Genomic DNA, 14,470 nt, shown 5'->3' with positions numbered 1-14,470 from the left:
AACGTGGCGTGGTGTCGAGCCAAGAGGTCAGCGAGTGACGAACGCGATCTGTGACATCTTCCGGTTCAACGAGGACGGCCTCATCGTTCACGAGGAGCTGTACGAGGACGCGCTGGCGGTTATGCGTCAACTCGGAGCTGTCCCCCCAACTAAGCACAGAACTGCCGATATGCGCTCAACGCCCGGGCAGAGAACACGCGCCCCGAACGGCATCCGACAACCGTGAGCTTGTGCTCCCTACGGCATTTCGGGCGCCCTCGATCGGCGTTGGGGGGACAGGCCCGGCAGATTGATCCGGTGATCGGTAGCCGCTCGAATCCCAACGGTGAAATTAAGGGCAGCCTGACCTTAGCTCCATCCCCCCCCCACACGCATCCCGCACGGCTGCCCGACGGGCACCGAAGCGTAACGGTCCCGAACGCGCGTTAGTGCTGGTCGGGGCGGTGGCAGGCGAAAGGCTACCGGTCCGGAATGTGCCGTTACTGGTCTTCCCAGCGGAACCAGCGCACGGCCGCGAGTGGTGCGGCTACCGCCCACACGAGCAGCACGACGAGGCTGCCGCTCGGGAAGCCCGTGCCCGCGAGCACGTCGCGCACGCTCTCGGCGAGCGCCGCCGCCGGGAGCAGACGAGCGAACGCTTCCAGCGCGCCGGGAAGCCGGTCGAGGGGATACGCCATCCCTCCGAGGAACAGCAGCACCAGGAACAGGCCGTTCGAGACGGCCAGGTTGGCTTCCGCGGGGAGCGTGCCCGCCAGCAGCATGCCGATCCCCGCGAACGCGACCGTCCCGATGAGCAGCACGGCGACGGCGGGTACGACCCTCCCGGTAGCGTCCCATCCGAGCGCCAGCCCCACCCCGAGGACGACCGCCGCCTGCAACACCTCGATGAGCAGCACGTTGAGCGTCTTGGCGGCAAGCAGGCCCGACCGCGACAGCGGCGTCGAGCCGAGCCGTTTCAACACCGCGTACCGGCGCTCGTAGCCCGTGGCGATCCCCAGGCTCACCATCGCGGTCGACATCACGGCCAGGGCCAGCACGCCCGGGACGAGAAAGCCCACCGGGTCGTCGAGCGACGTGTTGGCGGCGTCCACCTCGGCGAAGAACACGAGCACGCCCACCGGGATCGCCAGCGTCACGAGCAGGCTCTCGGCGCGCCGCAGCGTCAGCGCGAGCTCGACGCGGGTCTGGGCCCGCACGGCCGTCACCCTCACCGGGCATCCTCCGTGGTCAGCCGGAGGAAGACCTCCTCGAGGGTCTGGCGGTTCGTGCGGAGCTCGTCGAGCGCAACGCCGTGGTCGCGCAACCATGCCGTGAGCGCGGCGAGCAGCTCGGGCGTGGCCGCGGTGTGCACGACGTATTCACCCGCCCGCAGTTCGGTGACGGCGGCCGCGCCCAGCCCGAGGGCGCGCGCGAGCACGCCGCAGTCGACCGTCGAACGCGTCGAGAACCGCACCGTGTCGGCCGCGCCCCCGGCGGTCGTGAGCTCGGCCGTGGTTCCGGCGGCCACGAGACGCCCCCGGTCGATGATCGCGACCCGGTCGCACAGCTGCTCCGCCTCGTCCATCGCGTGGGTGGTGAGCACCACCGTCACGCCTCGCTCGCGGAGGTCGTGTACCAGCGCCCAGGTCATCGCCCGGGCGTGAGGGTCGAGCCCCGCGGTCGGCTCGTCGAGAAACACGAGCGCCGGGTTCCCCACGAGCGCGAGGGCGAGCGAGAGCCGCTGGCGTTCCCCACCGGACCGGCGCCGCACGAGAGTTGCCGACACCGGGCGCAGCCCGACCCGGTCGAGGAGTGCCTCGGGGTCGGCGGGAGCCTCGTAGTACGACGCGAACAGCCGGAGCGCCTCCAACGGCCGGATCCCGGGGTAGAGCCCGCCCTCCTGGAGCATCACACCGATGCGCGGCCGGAGCCGGGCTCCGTCGCGCCACGGGTCGAGGCCGAGCACCCGTACGGTGCCGGCGTCGGGCCGGCGGTACCCCTCGAGCGTCTCGACCGTCGTGGTCTTGCCCGCGCCGTTCGGTCCGAGCACGCAGAACACCTCGCCCTCGGCGACCGAGAACGTCAGACCGTCGACAGCCGCGAGCTGACCGTACCGCTTGTGCAGATCGTCCACGACGATCGCGCTCATCTCGCGCCCTCCCAGGGGATGATCGGATGGTGTGCCGGGGGAAGCTGACGCCGGCACACAGCCTACGGGGGCGGCCCCGTGGCCCGCGCCGCACCGCCGTACCGCGTGCGTGTGCGGCGCAGGTGTAACACCATGGGCGTCGGCGGTGTTGAGTGTGTGGACGATCATCGCCCGGATGCAGACGAGGTCACCAGATGCGGCAACAGGCGACGCCGTGACCGACGAACGCTTCGCGGAGGTCTTCAGGCGCCGCTACCCGGAGCTGGTGCGGCTCGCTGCGCGCATCACGGGAGGCACGTCGGAGGCCGAGGACGTGGCCCAGGAGGCGCTGACGCGCCTGTCGACACACGTCGTGCTCGACCGCCCTGACAGCGAGATCGCCGCGTGGCTGCGCAGGGTGACGGTCAACACGAGCTTCAACCGGTTGCGCAGTCGACGGCGCGGCGATGACCGTGCGCGCCGCTCCGCGGCTGCCGATCAGCCGCTGCACGTCGTCGACGCCGGTGGACCGCCGCTCGCGCAGGTCGTCCGCGCTGAGGAGCGTGCGCTGGTGCGCCTCGCGCTGGCCGAGCTACCCGAGCGCCAACGCGCCTGTCTGCTGCTGCGCCACAGCGGGTACCGGTACGCCGAGATCGCCGAGACCGTCGGGATCGCTCCCGGTTCGGTCGGTGTCCTGCTCGCCCGCGGCGAGCGGGCGTTCCGCCGCCACTACGAGGAGCTCGCATCATGAGCTGTCCGACCGACGGGCGCCTGCGCGCCTACATCGACGACCGCGACGGATCGATCGCAGTGCACATCGCGTCCTGCGGCACATGCAGCGGGCGACTGCAGGTCATCTCCGACGATGCCGCGTTCGCCGGTGAGGCCATCGCGGGTCTCGACGGCGACGCCGGCGTCTCCGACGGCGACGCGGACGCCGCGCACCGCGCCGTCACGACGGTGTACGACACCGGCCCGGTGGCCGAGCAGCCGCCGGCTGTGGACCACGCGCGCGGTCCGCGGGTCCCGCTGTCGACCGCCGCCGGGCTGCTGGCGCTGGCCGTGGTCGCGCTGGCTGCGTTCACACCCGTCGGTCGGGCGGCCGCGGCGGACTTCCTGGCGAGCTTCCGCGCGGAGCGGTTCCAGGTCGTGACGTTCGATCCCGAGCGACCGATCGACCATGCCGAGGACGTCGAGGGCCTCGCCGACATCGCCGACGTCGAGGTGGACGGCCCGCGGACCGGCACCACGGTCGTCGACAGCGTGGCCGAGGCCTCCGAGGTCGCGGGATTCGTTCCCGCGGAGGCGACGTCACTGCCTGACGGAGCGTCGCTGACGGCGGTGCACGCGGCGGCGCCGAAGACGGTCCGGCTGAGGTTGCGGGCCGATCGCGCGCCGGACCTGCCGGCCGCGCTCGACGGTGCAGAGGTGGTCGTCTCGGTGCCCGGCATGGTCGGGTCGATGTACGAGGTCGACGGGGGCACGCTGGTCGTGGGTGAGGCTGGACAGCTCACCGTCGACGCGACGGGCGCCGACCTCGCCGACATCCGCGCCTACCTGCTGGGCCGCCCGGAGGTCCCGCAGGACCTCGCGGCGCAGCTGTTGGCGATCGACGACTGGACCACCACCGTGCCGATCCCGATCCCGGTCGACGAGGTCGTCTGGGACGAGACGACGGTCGGCGGCGCGCCGGGTCTGATGCTGTCGGACCCGCTGGGATCCGGGCTGCTGTGGCAGGTGGACGGCCGCGTCCACGCGGTCGGCGCCGAAGGGCTCGACGTCGACCAGTTGCGCGCCATCGCCGATGGCATCCGGTGACGTCCCGGTCCGCGCGCGGGCCCTGCACAAGCGGTACGGGCGTCACGTCGCGCTGACCGGCCTGGACCTCGATGTCGGGCCGGGCCAGGTCGTCGGGCTGCTGGGTCCCAACGGTGCGGGCAAGACGACGACCGTCAAGATCCTGACCGGGCTCGTGCGGGCCACGGGTGGGAGCGCCGAGCTGTTCGGGGTGCCGGTCGGCACGCCGGCCGCGCGGCACCGGCTGGGGTACCTGCCCGAGCACTTTCGCTTCCCGGAGTGGTTGACCGGCCTCGAACTGCTGCGCTACCACGCCCGGCTGGCGGGACGCGATCCCCGCCGCGAGCGCGCGCGCCTCGACGGGTTGCTCGAGCTCGTCGGCCTCGACGGCCGCGGCGACGAGCGCATCCGCGGCTATTCGAAAGGCATGACCCAGCGCCTGGGCCTCGCGCAGGCGCTGGTCGGCGAGCCCGATCTCGTGCTGCTCGACGAACCGACGTCGGCCTTGGATCCGTTGGGACGCCGCGAGATTCGGGAGCTGATCAGACGCCTCGCGCGCGACGGCGTCGCCGTGCTGCTCAACTCGCACCTGCTCAGCGAGGTCGAGCTGGTGTGTGACCACGTCGTGGTGATCGACAAGGGCATGGTCCTGCGCAGCGGGACCCTCGACGAGGTGCGCAGCACCACGCTGGAGGTCCGCATCCGGCTCGACCACGTCGACGACGCGGTCCGCGCCGTCGTCAGCGCCCACGGACGCATCGTCGCCGGCGACGACCACGAGATCCTGCTCGACGCGGCGGACGCCGATGCCGTGCCCCAGCTGGCGGCGGAGCTGGTCGCCGCCGGGGCGCAGATCCGCGCGCTCGTGCCGTTGCGGCGGTCGTTGGAGGACGCGTTCGTCGGCCTCGTCCGGGGGGACCGGACATGAGCGGGCTGTCCGTGCCCACGGCACTGCCGGTCACCCGCGTGAGCATGCGCGAGGCCGTCAGCCGCAGGCTCGTGCTGATCGGCGTGCTGCTGAGCATGGCGTTCCTCGCGCTGTACGCGTTCGGGTTCGCCGCCCTGTACGACTCCGTTGCCGCCGAGGCGGGATCTGACGCCCGCACCGACGTGGCGTTCGCCGCGACCATCATCACGGTGCTCGGCCTGTTCATCGTCCGGTTCCTGGCCGCGTTGCTGGCCATCTTCCTGTCGAGCAGCGCGATCGCGACCGAGATCGACTCCGGTCTGCTGCACGCCGTGCTGGCACGGCCGCTGTCGCGCACGTCGTGGCTGGCCCAGCGGTGGCTGGCCTTCGCGCTGGTGACGGTCGGCTACGTGCTGCTCATGACCACGGCGCTGCTCGCGATCGCCAACGGCGTCGCGGGCTACGTCCCACTCGATGTCGGTCGGGCGATGGCGGTGCTGTCGCTGGAGCTGGCCGTCCTGCTCTCGGTCGGGCTGCTGGCCAGCACCACGTGGTCGGCGGTCACCAGCGGCGTCGTCACCTTCTGCCTGTTCGGTGTGGCGTGGCTCGCCGGGATCATCGAGCTGATCGGCGAGCAGGTGCGCAACCAGGCGATGCAGCTGGCCGGAGTCGTGACCAGCCTGGTGATGCCCAGCGACGCGCTGTGGCGCGGCGCGTCGTTCTACCTGCAGTCACCGGCCGTCGCGATCATGGGGCGCCAGTCCGGCGGGGGCAACCCGTTCGCGGGGACCGCGCCACCTACGACCACGCTGGTCGTGTGGTCCATCGGCTACGCGGTCGTGCTGCTCGCGCTGGCCGCCTGGCGTCTTGGCCGCCGCGACCTGTGAGCCCGGCCACCAGCGGGTCAGCGCTCGGGTAGGCGTGCGCGGACCTGCAGGACCAACGGCATGCGCTGCCACGCCAACGTATGCACTCGATGAGCATGCCGGCGCACCCGGACCGATCGCCGGTCTCGCCCTGATCGTGCGGCACGTCGCGGTGGATGACGCGGGCCGCGATCGATCCACGGATCGTCGAAGGCCAGGTCCACGGTGGCGTCGTGGTCGGCGCTGTCGCGGCCGTCCGCAACGCCGTCATCGACGCGCTCGGCCGCCGGGGCGTCCGGCACATCGACGTGCCGTTGACGCCCCAGCGGGTCTGGCGCGCGCTGCGGGACGCCGAGCCGGATCGGGAGGACCTGCCCATCAGCCACTGCGCTTGAGCTTGCCATGACGTTTCGCGTACCGCTCTCCGGCACGGAAGACGGTCAGACCGAGCGGGATGGCCGCAACGCCGATGAGCGCCAGCGGGAGCAGCTCATCACCCATCGTCGCGATGCTCTCGCCTGACAGGATCGTTCCGCGGATGCCGTCGAGCGCGTAGGTCGCAGGCGACACCGTCGCGATCGCCTGCATCCATCCGGGCAGCACCTCGACGGGCGCGTACACGCCCGACACGACCAGCAGGATGCCCTGCCCGACGAAGCCCAGCTGCGTGCCCTTCTCAGGTGAGATCAACGGCAGCACGGCTGTCATCATCCCGATGCCGACGAACGACACCGACGCCACGGCAATGACCAGCAGCGCCGCGGCGTAGTCGGCGTCCGGGAGCGCCAGATCGAAGAACAGCGCGCACACCGCGAACAGCAGGGTGGCACGCGCCAACCCGTAGAGGATCGCGAACACGCCCATGCCCATCAGATGGACGGGCCGCGACAGCGGCGCCATGAAGGTGTACTCGATCGTCCCCTCCCAGCGCTCCCAGGCGACTGTCTCGGTGATGATCTCGAAGATGATCCCGAGGTAGGCCCAGACGACGCCGCCGATCAGCAGGAACGCGGCCGTGCGGTTGACGTCGAGCGAGCCGCCGGTGGCTTCGACGCCGCGAGCGATGAACACGACGGTCAGGGTGTTGGCGACGGTCCACACGAAGAACGCCAGATCCCACCAGACGTAGCGCTTGACCAGGTAGAAGTTGCGCTCGACGATCCCGGACAGTCCGACCAGTTCGTCGCGCAACGACCAGCCCGCTCCGCGGGATGGCCGCGCCGTCCGACGAGGCGTGGTCATGGCCCACCTCCGCGGCGTCGTGGTGGGGTTGTCGGTGCGACACTGCTCATGCGAGCACCTTCCGGTCGTCGGGCTCGTCGTCCAACGCACGCCCAGTGGCGGCGAAGAACACGTCGGTCAGCGAGCCGGCCTCGTACCGCCGACGCAGCGCGTCCACGGCGTCCAGTGCGATGAGACGTCCGCGGTCGAGCACGCCGACACGATCGGCGAGGTCCTCGGCCTCGTCCAGATCGTGCGTGCACAGCAGCGTCGTGACGTCGTGGCGCGTTCGCATGTCGCGGATGAAGCCCTGGACCTCCTGTTTGGAGCGGGGGTCCAGCCCGGTGGTGGGCTCGTCGAGCAGCAGCAGGTTCGGCGACGTGAGCAGTGCCCGCGCCAGGGCGACCTTCTGCTGCATCCCGCGGGACAGGTTCTCCATCGGCTCGCTCCGGCGGTCCCGCGGAAAGCCGATGCCGTTCAACAGGTCGGGGATCGCGGTACGCGTCGCGCCGGGTGTCAGCCCGTGGAACCGCGCGGCATAGCTGAGGTTCTCGACGGCCGACATCTTCTTGAAGAACGACGCCTCGACCGAGACGCGGTTGACCAGGCGGCGCACGGCGCCGGCATCGGCGACGACGTCGTGCCCGAACACCGAGGCGCGGCCGCGGTCGGGCAGGAGTAGCGTCGACAGCACCCGGACGAGGGTCGACTTGCCGGATCCGTTCTGGCCGAGCACGGCGACGGTCTCGCCCCGGCGGACGGTGAGCGTGATGTCGTCGAGCGCGACGACACGGCGCGAGGAGCGCAGCGTGCGGCGGTCACGGCGACGGAAGGTCTTGCCGAGCGCGGTGATGTCGATGGCCGCGACGTCGGCAGGCAGGAATGTGGACGGCATGAAGGGACTCCGAGATCTGCAGAGGAGGCGCAGCGCAAGCCGAACAGGCCTCCGCCGGTTGCACGGGCGGAGACGCGCGTCGACCTACCAGGAGCCCAACATGCGCTGCAGCGTACCGGCGCTCGTCCCTCGTGGGAAGGCCGGAGCAACACTTGCAGGATCTTGAACGCACGTTTAGCATGTTGAACATGCGTTCAGCAAGTGGTTCGGACGATGATCGGTCAACGCGAGCGAAGATCCGCGACGCGGCGATCACGCGCTTCGCCGTCGACGGGATCGCCGACACGACCGTGCGTGGGATCGCCGCGGAGGCGGGCGTGTCCGCCGGCCTCGTCATCCATCACTTCGGCACCATGGACGGGCTGCGGCACGCGTGCGACGAGTACGTGGCCGGGATCATCCGGACGAACAAGCATGAGGCGATGGCGCAGGGCCCCGCGCTCGACGTCGCGGCCGCCATGCGACGTGCGCGCCAGGACATCCCGCTCAACCGGTACCTGGCGCGGTCGCTGGCGGACGGATCACCGGCCGTGGCGGAGTTGGTCGACGACCTCGTGTCCGACGCGGTCGACTACATGGCCGAGGGGGTTCGTGCCGGCTCACTCCGGCCGACCGACTATCCCTACGAGCGGGCGGCGGTGCTCACGATCTGGACGCTGGGCGCCCTCGTGCTCCACGAGCACCTCGAGCGGTTGCTGGGCGTCGATCTGACCGCGGATCCGCCCGAGATTGCGGACTCGACGGCGTTCGCGTCGTACGTCGGTCCGATCCTCGAGATGTTCACCGACGGTCTCGTGACCGACCAGGTCGCCAAGGCGATGCGCGACGCGTTCGTCGAAGCGGCGGAACCGAAGGAGGGTGTCACGTGATGAGCGAAATCGTCATCCGCACCGAGGGACTGGTGAAGGACTACGGATCGGTGCGCGCACTCGCCGGCCTCGACCTGGAGGTCCGGCGGGGCGAGATCTTCGGGTTCCTCGGACCCAACGGCGCCGGGAAGTCGACGACGATCCGTGTGCTGCTGGACCTGCTGCGACCCACGGCCGGTCGCGCGGAGGTGCTGGGAACGACGCCGGCCGAGGGCGGGCCGGCACTGCGCGCGCGCATCGGCTACCTGCCCGGGGAGCTGGCGATGTCCGGCAAGCGGACCGCCGGAGACCTGCTGCGCCATCTGGCGCTGCTGCGCGGTGGTGCCGGCACCGACGGCATCGCGACACTGGCGGACCGGCTGGGGTTGGAGCTGGATCGACCCATCCGCGGGTTGTCGAAGGGCAACAAGCAGAAGGTCGGCGTGGTCCAGGCGTTCATGCACCGCCCCGAGATGCTGATCCTGGACGAGCCCACGAGTGGACTCGACCCGCTGCTGCAGCGCGAGGTGCTCGACCTGATGCTCGAGGCACGTGACGCCGGCGCGACGGTGTTCATGTCCTCGCACGTGCTGAGCGAGATCGAAGATGTCGCTGGCCGCGTCGCGATCATCCGTGACGGCGTCATCGTCGACACCGACGATGTGCGCACGCTGCGACACCGCGCGGGTCAGCAGATCGAGCTGACGTTCGCGGAGGCCGTCGACGTCGACCGCTTCCGTGACCTGCCAGGGGTCCACGATGTGGAGGTCGCCGACACGAAGGTGCGCTGCCTGCTCCGGGGCGAACCCGACGCCCTGCTCAAGGCCGCCGCCGCGCATCGCGTCGTGGCGTGGTCCGCGCAGGACCGCGAGCTGGAGGACCTGTTCCTCGACTTCTACCGCGCGCCCACCGGAGCGCGCCGCACCCCGGAGGTGAGCAACCGATGACGGCCCACACCGCTGCGCCCGCGACGGTCACGCGCTGGGTGATGACCGACCAGCGCCGGTCCCTGCTGCTGTGGGGCCTCGCCGTGTGCGCGATCGCGACGATGTACATCAGCTTCTATCCGCTGATGGGCGTCGAGGACATGGCGGCGATGGTCGACCAACTGCCCGAGGCGGTGATCAACGCCTTCGGCTACGACGACATCGCCTCGCCGGCCGGCTACATCTCCTCGTCGGTGTACGGGTTGCTGGGTCCGATCCTGCTCTCGGTCTTCGCCATCGCCACCGGTACGCGCCTGGTCGCCGGCCAGGAGGAGGACGGTACGCTCGAGCTCGAGCTGACCGCGCCGGTCGGTCGTGTGCAGGTTCTGCTGGAGCGTCTCGCCGCCCTGTGGCTCAACCTGATCGTGCTCGTCGGCGTGCTGATGATCACGACGATGGCGCTGGTCGTCGCACTCGACCTCGAGGTGGCGCTCGACAACATCGTCGCGGCGTCGCTCGGCCTGCTGCTGCTGATCACCGGTTTCGGCACGGTCGGTCTGGCCGTCGGCGCGATCACCGGACGTCGCGCGCTGGGTCTCGGCGCGGCCGCCGCGTTCGCGGTGGGCGCGTACATGCTCGACGCGATCGGGCCGACCGTGGACCTCGAGTGGATGACGACCGCATCGCCCTACTCGTGGTACATCGCGGATCGCCCGCTGGCCACGGGCTTCGACTGGCCGGGCCTGGCGCTGCTGGCCGCGGTCCCGCTGGTCGCGGCCGCGGTCGCGGTCATTGGCTTCAACCGACGTGATCTGATGACCTGAGGCCGGCGATCAGCGGACGACGGCGAGCGCCATGCCGTCGTGGCCCTTGACGCCGACCAACTGCACGAACGCGGCGGCGACCTGTGGCTCGCGGGCGAGCTCGGCGTTGAACCGCTGCACACCCGCGACCGCGTCATCGTCGCTGGGGCCGTGCGCGACGCTGCCGCCGCGTACGACGTTGTCGGCGACGATCAACGTGCCGGGAGCGGAGAGCAGCAGGGCCGCCCTCAGGTACTGCGCGTACGGCTGCTTGTCGGCGTCGATGAAGACCATGTCGAAGGGGCCGGCGCCCTCGGCCGCGAGGTCCGCCAGCGTGTCGACGGCTGCGCCCACGCGGACCTCGACGCGATCGGCGAGGCCAGCGTCCGCGACCGCGTCCCGTGCGACCTGTGCGTGCGTCGCATCCAGTTCGAGGGACACCAGTCGGCCGTCAGGCGGGAGGGCGCGCGCCATCCAGATGGCGCTGTACCCGCCGAGCGTGCCGATCTCCAGGATGGACCGGGCCCCGCGCGCGAGTGCGAGCACGTGCAGCAGCCGGCCGTGCGCCGGGGACACGGCGATCGGCGGCAGTCCTTCCTCGTCGGCGCGCCGTAGGGCGCGCTCGAGGATCGGATCGCCGTCGGCGAACAGGTCCTCCAGGTAGGCGTCGACCGCGGTGAACAGGCGCCCGTCGGCCGGGCCTCCGTCGTCGGAGAGACCCACAGCAGAGGTGGGGTCGCCTACCGGTCGATCTCGCGCTCGCGCACGACCTCGCGCCGCCGCGGTGCGTCGCGCACGACCGTGCGGCTGTCGCGGCGCCCGAAGATCAGCGCGGTGAAGATCAGGCCCAGCAGCCCGGCGATCATCAGGATGTAGCCGATGACCTGGATGTCGACCCCGGCGACAGCGAAGTCCAGCGCGAAGGCGAGGATCGCGCCGATCGCGATGAGGGCGATGCTTGATCCGATACCCATGTGGTGTTCCTCGACGAGGTGGCGAAGGATGGATGTGGCCACGGTGGCGTCACGCGTGCGCTGCCGACCATACCCGATCCACGTTGCGTAATCCCCAGTGGCGGTACGTTCCGAGTGTTCATTCGCGGCCTTGTCGGCGAGCGCGTTCCCTGCGCAGTGGACCTCCGGGTACGCTCGTCGCAGGCCGCCTACACTGCGCGCATGCCGCAACGCCCACTCGTCATCGCGTTCGACGTCAACGAAACGCTGTTCTCGCTCGACGCCGTGGGCGCGGCGCTCGACGACGTCGGCGCCCCGGACGGCACGCTCCAGCGGTGGTTCGGACAGGTGCTCACCGACGGGTTCGCGCTGACGTGCGCCGGCGATTTCGTGGGCTTCCGTGACCTCGCCCTCAACGTCCTTGCGCGGATGCTCGGCGACGGGTCGACCGCTCGCGCGGTGCTCGATGCGTTCGCACGCCTCGATCCGCACGCCGATGTGGCGCCCGCGCTCGAACGCCTGCACGAGGAGGGTGTTCCCGCGGTCACGCTGACCAACGGTCACGCCGACATGACCCGGCATCTGCTCGAGCGGGCAGGGCTGCGCCACCTCGTCGCCGCATGCCACGACGTGGGCGAGGTCGCACGCTGGAAGCCCGCCGCGCTGCCGTACGAGCACTGCGCCCAGCGCAACGACGTGACGCCGGAGCGGATGGCGATGGTCGCCGTGCACTCGTGGGACATCCATGGCGCCCGGCGGGCCGGACTGGTCACCGGATACGCCAGTCGCCACGAGGGCGGCGCCGCGGCGCACTTCGCCCTCGCGGACGTGTCGGCTGAGGATCTCGTTGGCGTGATCGACGGGCTGCTGGCGCTGCCGGAGCGCTGAGCGGGTGCTCGCTCGGCCTGCGCAGCGTCCGGGCGCTCGGCTGTAGCTCCCGATCAGGTTGGCTCGGCGTGTGACGCTGCGGAATTCGCAGGCAGATCAGGCGGTGGCCGGAAGCTGTGAGTCCTCCGTGCTGTCGTCGATGCGCTCCAGCGCGCTGGCGATCAGCTCGGCGCGTCGCAGTTCGGCTTCGAGCACGGCCTCGAGCTCACCCAGTTGATCAGCCACGCTGTTCAGCGATGTCGATGCGGAAAGTGACCTCGAGAGGCCCCAGAGCTGCTGTGTGTAGCTGAGCGCGTTGCCCAACGATTCGCGGAGGTCCTCGCGGTACTGCTCAGCGCACTGCACTGCTACCGGGACGCGCGGCGCGCGGTTTTCGATGCGCGTCGGCTCGATCCCGCAACTGGGACAGGTCGGGTGTTCGTGATCGCGCTGGAACCAACCTGGACAAGGGAACCACCGGGCACACGACGGGCATCTGCCCCAGATCTCGGGCTTCGTCATTCGCAGACTCCCCTCCGATGTGGATGCGATGAGATGCGTGTACTGTCCTATTGGGCACTGTACCCATGGACATGCATGCCGCGCTAGGCCTTCGCCAGCGCCCGTACGTAGCCGAGGGTCGCGAGACTAGCCTAGAATGGCCACGTTCTGCAACCACAGGGTTACCGAAATGGTCTGCCTATCGTAACAGCCGACTGGCCCGGCCCGAGGGACTTGCGAATTGCGTGAGTCCGTGCGACGGCGGGGCTCTAGAGCCGGTGGCGATGATCGGAGCAATCCGATGACAGCATCAGGACCTTCATCCACCGATGCGCGACCTCGTGAACTGGGCATCCGCAGGGCCGGTCGCGGTGATGTCCACGACATCGCGCAACTCTGGGAGCGAGCCGACCTACCCCCGTCGCGCCGCGGGTTCCGCAACGAGATCGCGCGCCTGCGGCGCCGGGATCCCGAGCTGATCCTCATCGCCCTGTGGGATGCGCAACTGGTCGGCGCCATCGCCGGTTCGTACGATGGCCGGACGGCCGTGCTGTCGCGGCTGGCGGTCGACGACCGCATGCGGCGGCGCGGCATCGGACGTCATCTCGTCGCCGCTCTACGTGATCAGCTGGCGGCACTGGGCGCCCAGGACGACGAACTCGTGGTGCTCGACGGTGGCGAGCGCGCCGACGCCTTCTGGCGGGCGCTCGGCTTCGAACGCGGTGATCCCTCGGCCTACGTCGTGCGTGACAAGAACCAGCCGGTCACACGGTCCGCGCGGTCGCCGCGAGCAGCCCCACAGCGTCGTCCTCGCCTGTGATGGCCACGTCGGCCCCTTCGCGGCCGGCCGCGTAGAGCAACAGCTCGGACGGGCGGCCGGCGACCGTGACGTCGGGCTGCGCGTCCGTCGGCGTCGCGAACGGCACGAACCGCCGACTCTGCAACCGATGGCCGCGCGTCCCGTCCGTCAACTCGACAACCACGTTGCCGTCGAGTGACAGGGTCCGCGCCGCGTAGCGTGTGGCCGCCTTCCACAGCATCTTCTGGAGTTGGACATCCGGCGTCGGTGTCGCCAGGCCGGCGCCCCCGCGGCGCACGTCCTGCTCATGGATCCAGTCCTCGATGACCTGTGTACCGGCGATCGGGCCGACGCTCATCAGGCGGGGCGGTCCGGCGCGGAGCGCCGCGATCAGTCGTTCGCGGCCCTGCGCCTTCCAGGCGTTGCGACGGCGGTCCGTGAGGTCACCGAATGGCCCACCGAGGAACAGTCCCGGCCCCGTCCACGGCTCACGCTCCCGCACGATCAGGTGGGCGGCGATGTCGCCGGCGTCCCAGCCTGCGCACAACGTCTCGGCCGTCCACTGCTCGATGGTCAGTCCGGCGAGCAGGTCGCACAGTTCCTCGCGCCGACGCTTGACCGACGTGGTCATGGCACCCCCCTGCCATCCGGATCGGCGGCGCCGTCGACGCCGCAGCGCCGATGGTACGCTGTCGCCTCGCTGCACACGCCCACGTGCGCACCGCGGTGGAGTCGCATAGCCCGGCCTAGTGCGCCGCACTCGAAATGCGGTAGGGCGGCAACGCCCTCGTGGGTTCGAATCCCACCTCCACCACGAAATGCATTTCCAGTGCGTTCGCTCCAGTGCGTTCGCTGTCGTTTCGGATACTCGCCGCCCTTTCCTCCAGGTGGGTGGCTTCGTGTGTCGCTGGGCGGCGGCGACGAGATGTGTGGCCCTTGATCTCGCACTGATCGTCGGGCCTTGAGCACGTGTGATCCCC

General features: G+C 70.4%; 18 protein-coding genes and 1 tRNA gene. 11 read left to right on the top strand and 8 right to left on the bottom strand.

Annotation, left to right across the window (positions count from 1 at the left end; genetic code table 11):
- Positions 1–479: 479 nt before the first annotated feature.
- Both VFZ70_02765 and VFZ70_02760 read right to left on the bottom strand, forming a co-directional pair.
- A complete protein-coding gene (locus tag VFZ70_02765; protein HEX6254710.1) occupies positions 480–1,211 on the bottom strand; it encodes an ABC transporter permease in 732 nt (243 codons plus the stop codon).
- Positions 1,208–2,128, bottom strand: a complete 921-nt coding sequence (locus VFZ70_02760) for an ABC transporter ATP-binding protein (protein ID HEX6254709.1) — start codon at positions 2,126–2,128, stop codon at positions 1,208–1,210. Before VFZ70_02760 ends, VFZ70_02765 begins: the two co-directional genes overlap by 4 nt.
- A gap of 214 nt (positions 2,129–2,342) precedes the next feature.
- Between VFZ70_02760 and VFZ70_02755 the strand changes: the two genes are divergently transcribed.
- The 5 genes from VFZ70_02755 to VFZ70_02735 all read left to right on the top strand — a co-directional run bounded on the left by VFZ70_02755 (position 2,343) and on the right by VFZ70_02735 (position 6,072).
- The gene (locus tag VFZ70_02755; GenBank protein HEX6254708.1) at positions 2,343–2,858 is read left to right on the top strand and encodes a sigma-70 family RNA polymerase sigma factor; all 516 of its coding nucleotides are present in this window, start codon (positions 2,343–2,345) and stop codon (positions 2,856–2,858) included.
- Positions 2,855–3,925, top strand: coding sequence for a hypothetical protein (locus VFZ70_02750; GenBank protein HEX6254707.1), 1,071 nt, complete (start codon positions 2,855–2,857; stop codon positions 3,923–3,925). The genes VFZ70_02755 and VFZ70_02750 overlap by 4 nt, the downstream gene beginning before the upstream one ends.
- Positions 3,912–4,832, top strand: coding sequence for an ABC transporter ATP-binding protein (locus VFZ70_02745; GenBank protein HEX6254706.1), 921 nt, complete (start codon positions 3,912–3,914; stop codon positions 4,830–4,832). The genes VFZ70_02750 and VFZ70_02745 overlap by 14 nt, the downstream gene beginning before the upstream one ends.
- Positions 4,829–5,698 carry an ABC transporter permease subunit gene (locus VFZ70_02740; GenBank protein ID HEX6254705.1) on the top strand — a complete coding sequence of 290 codons (870 nt, stop codon included), beginning with the start codon at positions 4,829–4,831 and terminating at the stop codon, positions 5,696–5,698. Before VFZ70_02745 ends, VFZ70_02740 begins: the two co-directional genes overlap by 4 nt.
- A 155-nt stretch (positions 5,699–5,853) precedes the next feature.
- A complete protein-coding gene (locus VFZ70_02735; GenBank protein ID HEX6254704.1) occupies positions 5,854–6,072 on the top strand; it encodes a hypothetical protein in 219 nt (72 codons plus the stop codon).
- Here the strand turns inward: VFZ70_02735 and VFZ70_02730 are convergent.
- Together VFZ70_02730 and VFZ70_02725 are read right to left on the bottom strand one after the other, a co-directional pair.
- Entirely contained in the window at positions 6,056–6,919 is an 864-nt protein-coding gene (locus VFZ70_02730; protein ID HEX6254703.1) for an ABC transporter permease, read from the bottom strand. The genes VFZ70_02735 and VFZ70_02730 overlap by 17 nt on opposite strands.
- Before the next feature lie 46 nt (positions 6,920–6,965).
- On the bottom strand, positions 6,966–7,793 hold the full coding sequence (locus VFZ70_02725; protein HEX6254702.1) for an ABC transporter ATP-binding protein: 828 nt from the start codon (positions 7,791–7,793) through the stop codon (positions 6,966–6,968).
- A 188-nt stretch (positions 7,794–7,981) separates the two neighbouring features.
- Here VFZ70_02725 and VFZ70_02720 point away from each other — a divergent pair, with 188 nt between their 5' ends.
- From VFZ70_02720 to VFZ70_02710, 3 genes are read left to right on the top strand one after another with little or no spacing between them, the layout of a single operon-like run.
- On the top strand, positions 7,982–8,662 hold the full coding sequence (locus tag VFZ70_02720) for a TetR family transcriptional regulator (GenBank protein ID HEX6254701.1): 681 nt from the start codon (positions 7,982–7,984) through the stop codon (positions 8,660–8,662).
- A complete protein-coding gene (locus VFZ70_02715; protein ID HEX6254700.1) occupies positions 8,662–9,588 on the top strand; it encodes an ABC transporter ATP-binding protein in 927 nt (308 codons plus the stop codon). Before VFZ70_02720 ends, VFZ70_02715 begins: the two co-directional genes overlap by 1 nt.
- Positions 9,585–10,391, top strand: a complete 807-nt coding sequence (locus VFZ70_02710) for an ABC transporter permease subunit (protein ID HEX6254699.1) — start codon at positions 9,585–9,587, stop codon at positions 10,389–10,391. The genes VFZ70_02715 and VFZ70_02710 overlap by 4 nt, the downstream gene beginning before the upstream one ends.
- Positions 10,392–10,400: 9 nt before the next feature.
- Here the strand turns inward: VFZ70_02710 and VFZ70_02705 are convergent, their stop codons facing one another.
- A complete protein-coding gene (locus VFZ70_02705; GenBank protein ID HEX6254698.1) occupies positions 10,401–11,093 on the bottom strand; it encodes an O-methyltransferase in 693 nt (230 codons plus the stop codon).
- A 17-nt stretch (positions 11,094–11,110) separates the two neighbouring features.
- Positions 11,111–11,344, bottom strand: coding sequence for a DUF6458 family protein (locus VFZ70_02700; GenBank protein HEX6254697.1), 234 nt, complete (start codon positions 11,342–11,344; stop codon positions 11,111–11,113).
- 201 nt (positions 11,345–11,545) lie between these two features.
- Between VFZ70_02700 and VFZ70_02695 the strand changes: the two genes are divergently transcribed.
- Complete coding sequence (locus VFZ70_02695) at positions 11,546–12,211, top strand: HAD-IA family hydrolase (GenBank protein HEX6254696.1); 666 nt, start codon at positions 11,546–11,548, stop codon at positions 12,209–12,211.
- Between the two features lie 96 nt (positions 12,212–12,307).
- On the opposite strand, the gene VFZ70_02690 is transcribed toward VFZ70_02695, so the two are convergent.
- Positions 12,308–12,436 (bottom strand): hypothetical protein, encoded by a 129-nt coding sequence (locus VFZ70_02690; GenBank protein ID HEX6254695.1) that lies wholly within the window; start codon positions 12,434–12,436, stop codon positions 12,308–12,310.
- A gap of 556 nt (positions 12,437–12,992) precedes the next feature.
- Between VFZ70_02690 and VFZ70_02685 the strand changes: the two genes are divergently transcribed.
- Entirely contained in the window at positions 12,993–13,511 is a 519-nt protein-coding gene (locus VFZ70_02685; protein ID HEX6254694.1) for a GNAT family N-acetyltransferase, read from the top strand.
- Here the strand turns inward: VFZ70_02685 and VFZ70_02680 are convergent.
- Positions 13,456–14,121 (bottom strand): maleylpyruvate isomerase family mycothiol-dependent enzyme, encoded by a 666-nt coding sequence (locus VFZ70_02680; protein HEX6254693.1) that lies wholly within the window; start codon positions 14,119–14,121, stop codon positions 13,456–13,458. The genes VFZ70_02685 and VFZ70_02680 overlap by 56 nt on opposite strands.
- A gap of 94 nt (positions 14,122–14,215) precedes the next feature.
- Here VFZ70_02680 and VFZ70_02675 point away from each other — a divergent pair.
- Positions 14,216–14,304: transfer RNA gene (locus VFZ70_02675), tRNA-Ser, on the top strand.
- The last annotated feature ends 166 nt before the right edge of the window (positions 14,305–14,470 follow it).

It is taken from the genome of Euzebyales bacterium (assembly GCA_036374135.1).
Lineage (GTDB): Bacteria > Actinomycetota > Nitriliruptoria > Euzebyales > JAHELV01 > JAHELV01.
Note: the sequence above shows the minus strand (reverse complement) of the source record. Positions and strands in the feature narration are given on the sequence as shown.

Excerpts from the sequence above, each read along its gene's own strand:
- VFZ70_02725 (HEX6254702.1), bottom strand. The coding sequence starts at position 7,793 with ATGCCGTCCACATTCCTGCCTGCCGACGTCGCGGCCATCGACATCACC.
- VFZ70_02760 (HEX6254709.1), bottom strand. The coding sequence starts at position 2,128 with ATGAGCGCGATCGTCGTGGACGATCTGCACAAGCGGTACGGTCAGCTC.
- VFZ70_02745 (HEX6254706.1), top strand. The coding sequence starts at position 3,912 with ATGGCATCCGGTGACGTCCCGGTCCGCGCGCGGGCCCTGCACAAGCGG.
- VFZ70_02735 (HEX6254704.1), top strand. The coding sequence starts at position 5,854 with ATGACGCGGGCCGCGATCGATCCACGGATCGTCGAAGGCCAGGTCCAC.
- VFZ70_02720 (HEX6254701.1), top strand. The coding sequence starts at position 7,982 with ATGCGTTCAGCAAGTGGTTCGGACGATGATCGGTCAACGCGAGCGAAG.
- VFZ70_02680 (HEX6254693.1), bottom strand. The coding sequence starts at position 14,121 with ATGACCACGTCGGTCAAGCGTCGGCGCGAGGAACTGTGCGACCTGCTC.
- VFZ70_02730 (HEX6254703.1), bottom strand. The coding sequence starts at position 6,919 with ATGACCACGCCTCGTCGGACGGCGCGGCCATCCCGCGGAGCGGGCTGG.
- VFZ70_02710 (HEX6254699.1), top strand. The coding sequence starts at position 9,585 with ATGACGGCCCACACCGCTGCGCCCGCGACGGTCACGCGCTGGGTGATG.
- VFZ70_02695 (HEX6254696.1), top strand. The coding sequence starts at position 11,546 with ATGCCGCAACGCCCACTCGTCATCGCGTTCGACGTCAACGAAACGCTG.
- VFZ70_02685 (HEX6254694.1), top strand. The coding sequence starts at position 12,993 with ATGACAGCATCAGGACCTTCATCCACCGATGCGCGACCTCGTGAACTG.
- VFZ70_02700 (HEX6254697.1), bottom strand. The coding sequence starts at position 11,344 with ATGGGTATCGGATCAAGCATCGCCCTCATCGCGATCGGCGCGATCCTC.
- VFZ70_02715 (HEX6254700.1), top strand. The coding sequence starts at position 8,662 with ATGAGCGAAATCGTCATCCGCACCGAGGGACTGGTGAAGGACTACGGA.
- VFZ70_02750 (HEX6254707.1), top strand. The coding sequence starts at position 2,855 with ATGAGCTGTCCGACCGACGGGCGCCTGCGCGCCTACATCGACGACCGC.
- VFZ70_02740 (HEX6254705.1), top strand. The coding sequence starts at position 4,829 with ATGAGCGGGCTGTCCGTGCCCACGGCACTGCCGGTCACCCGCGTGAGC.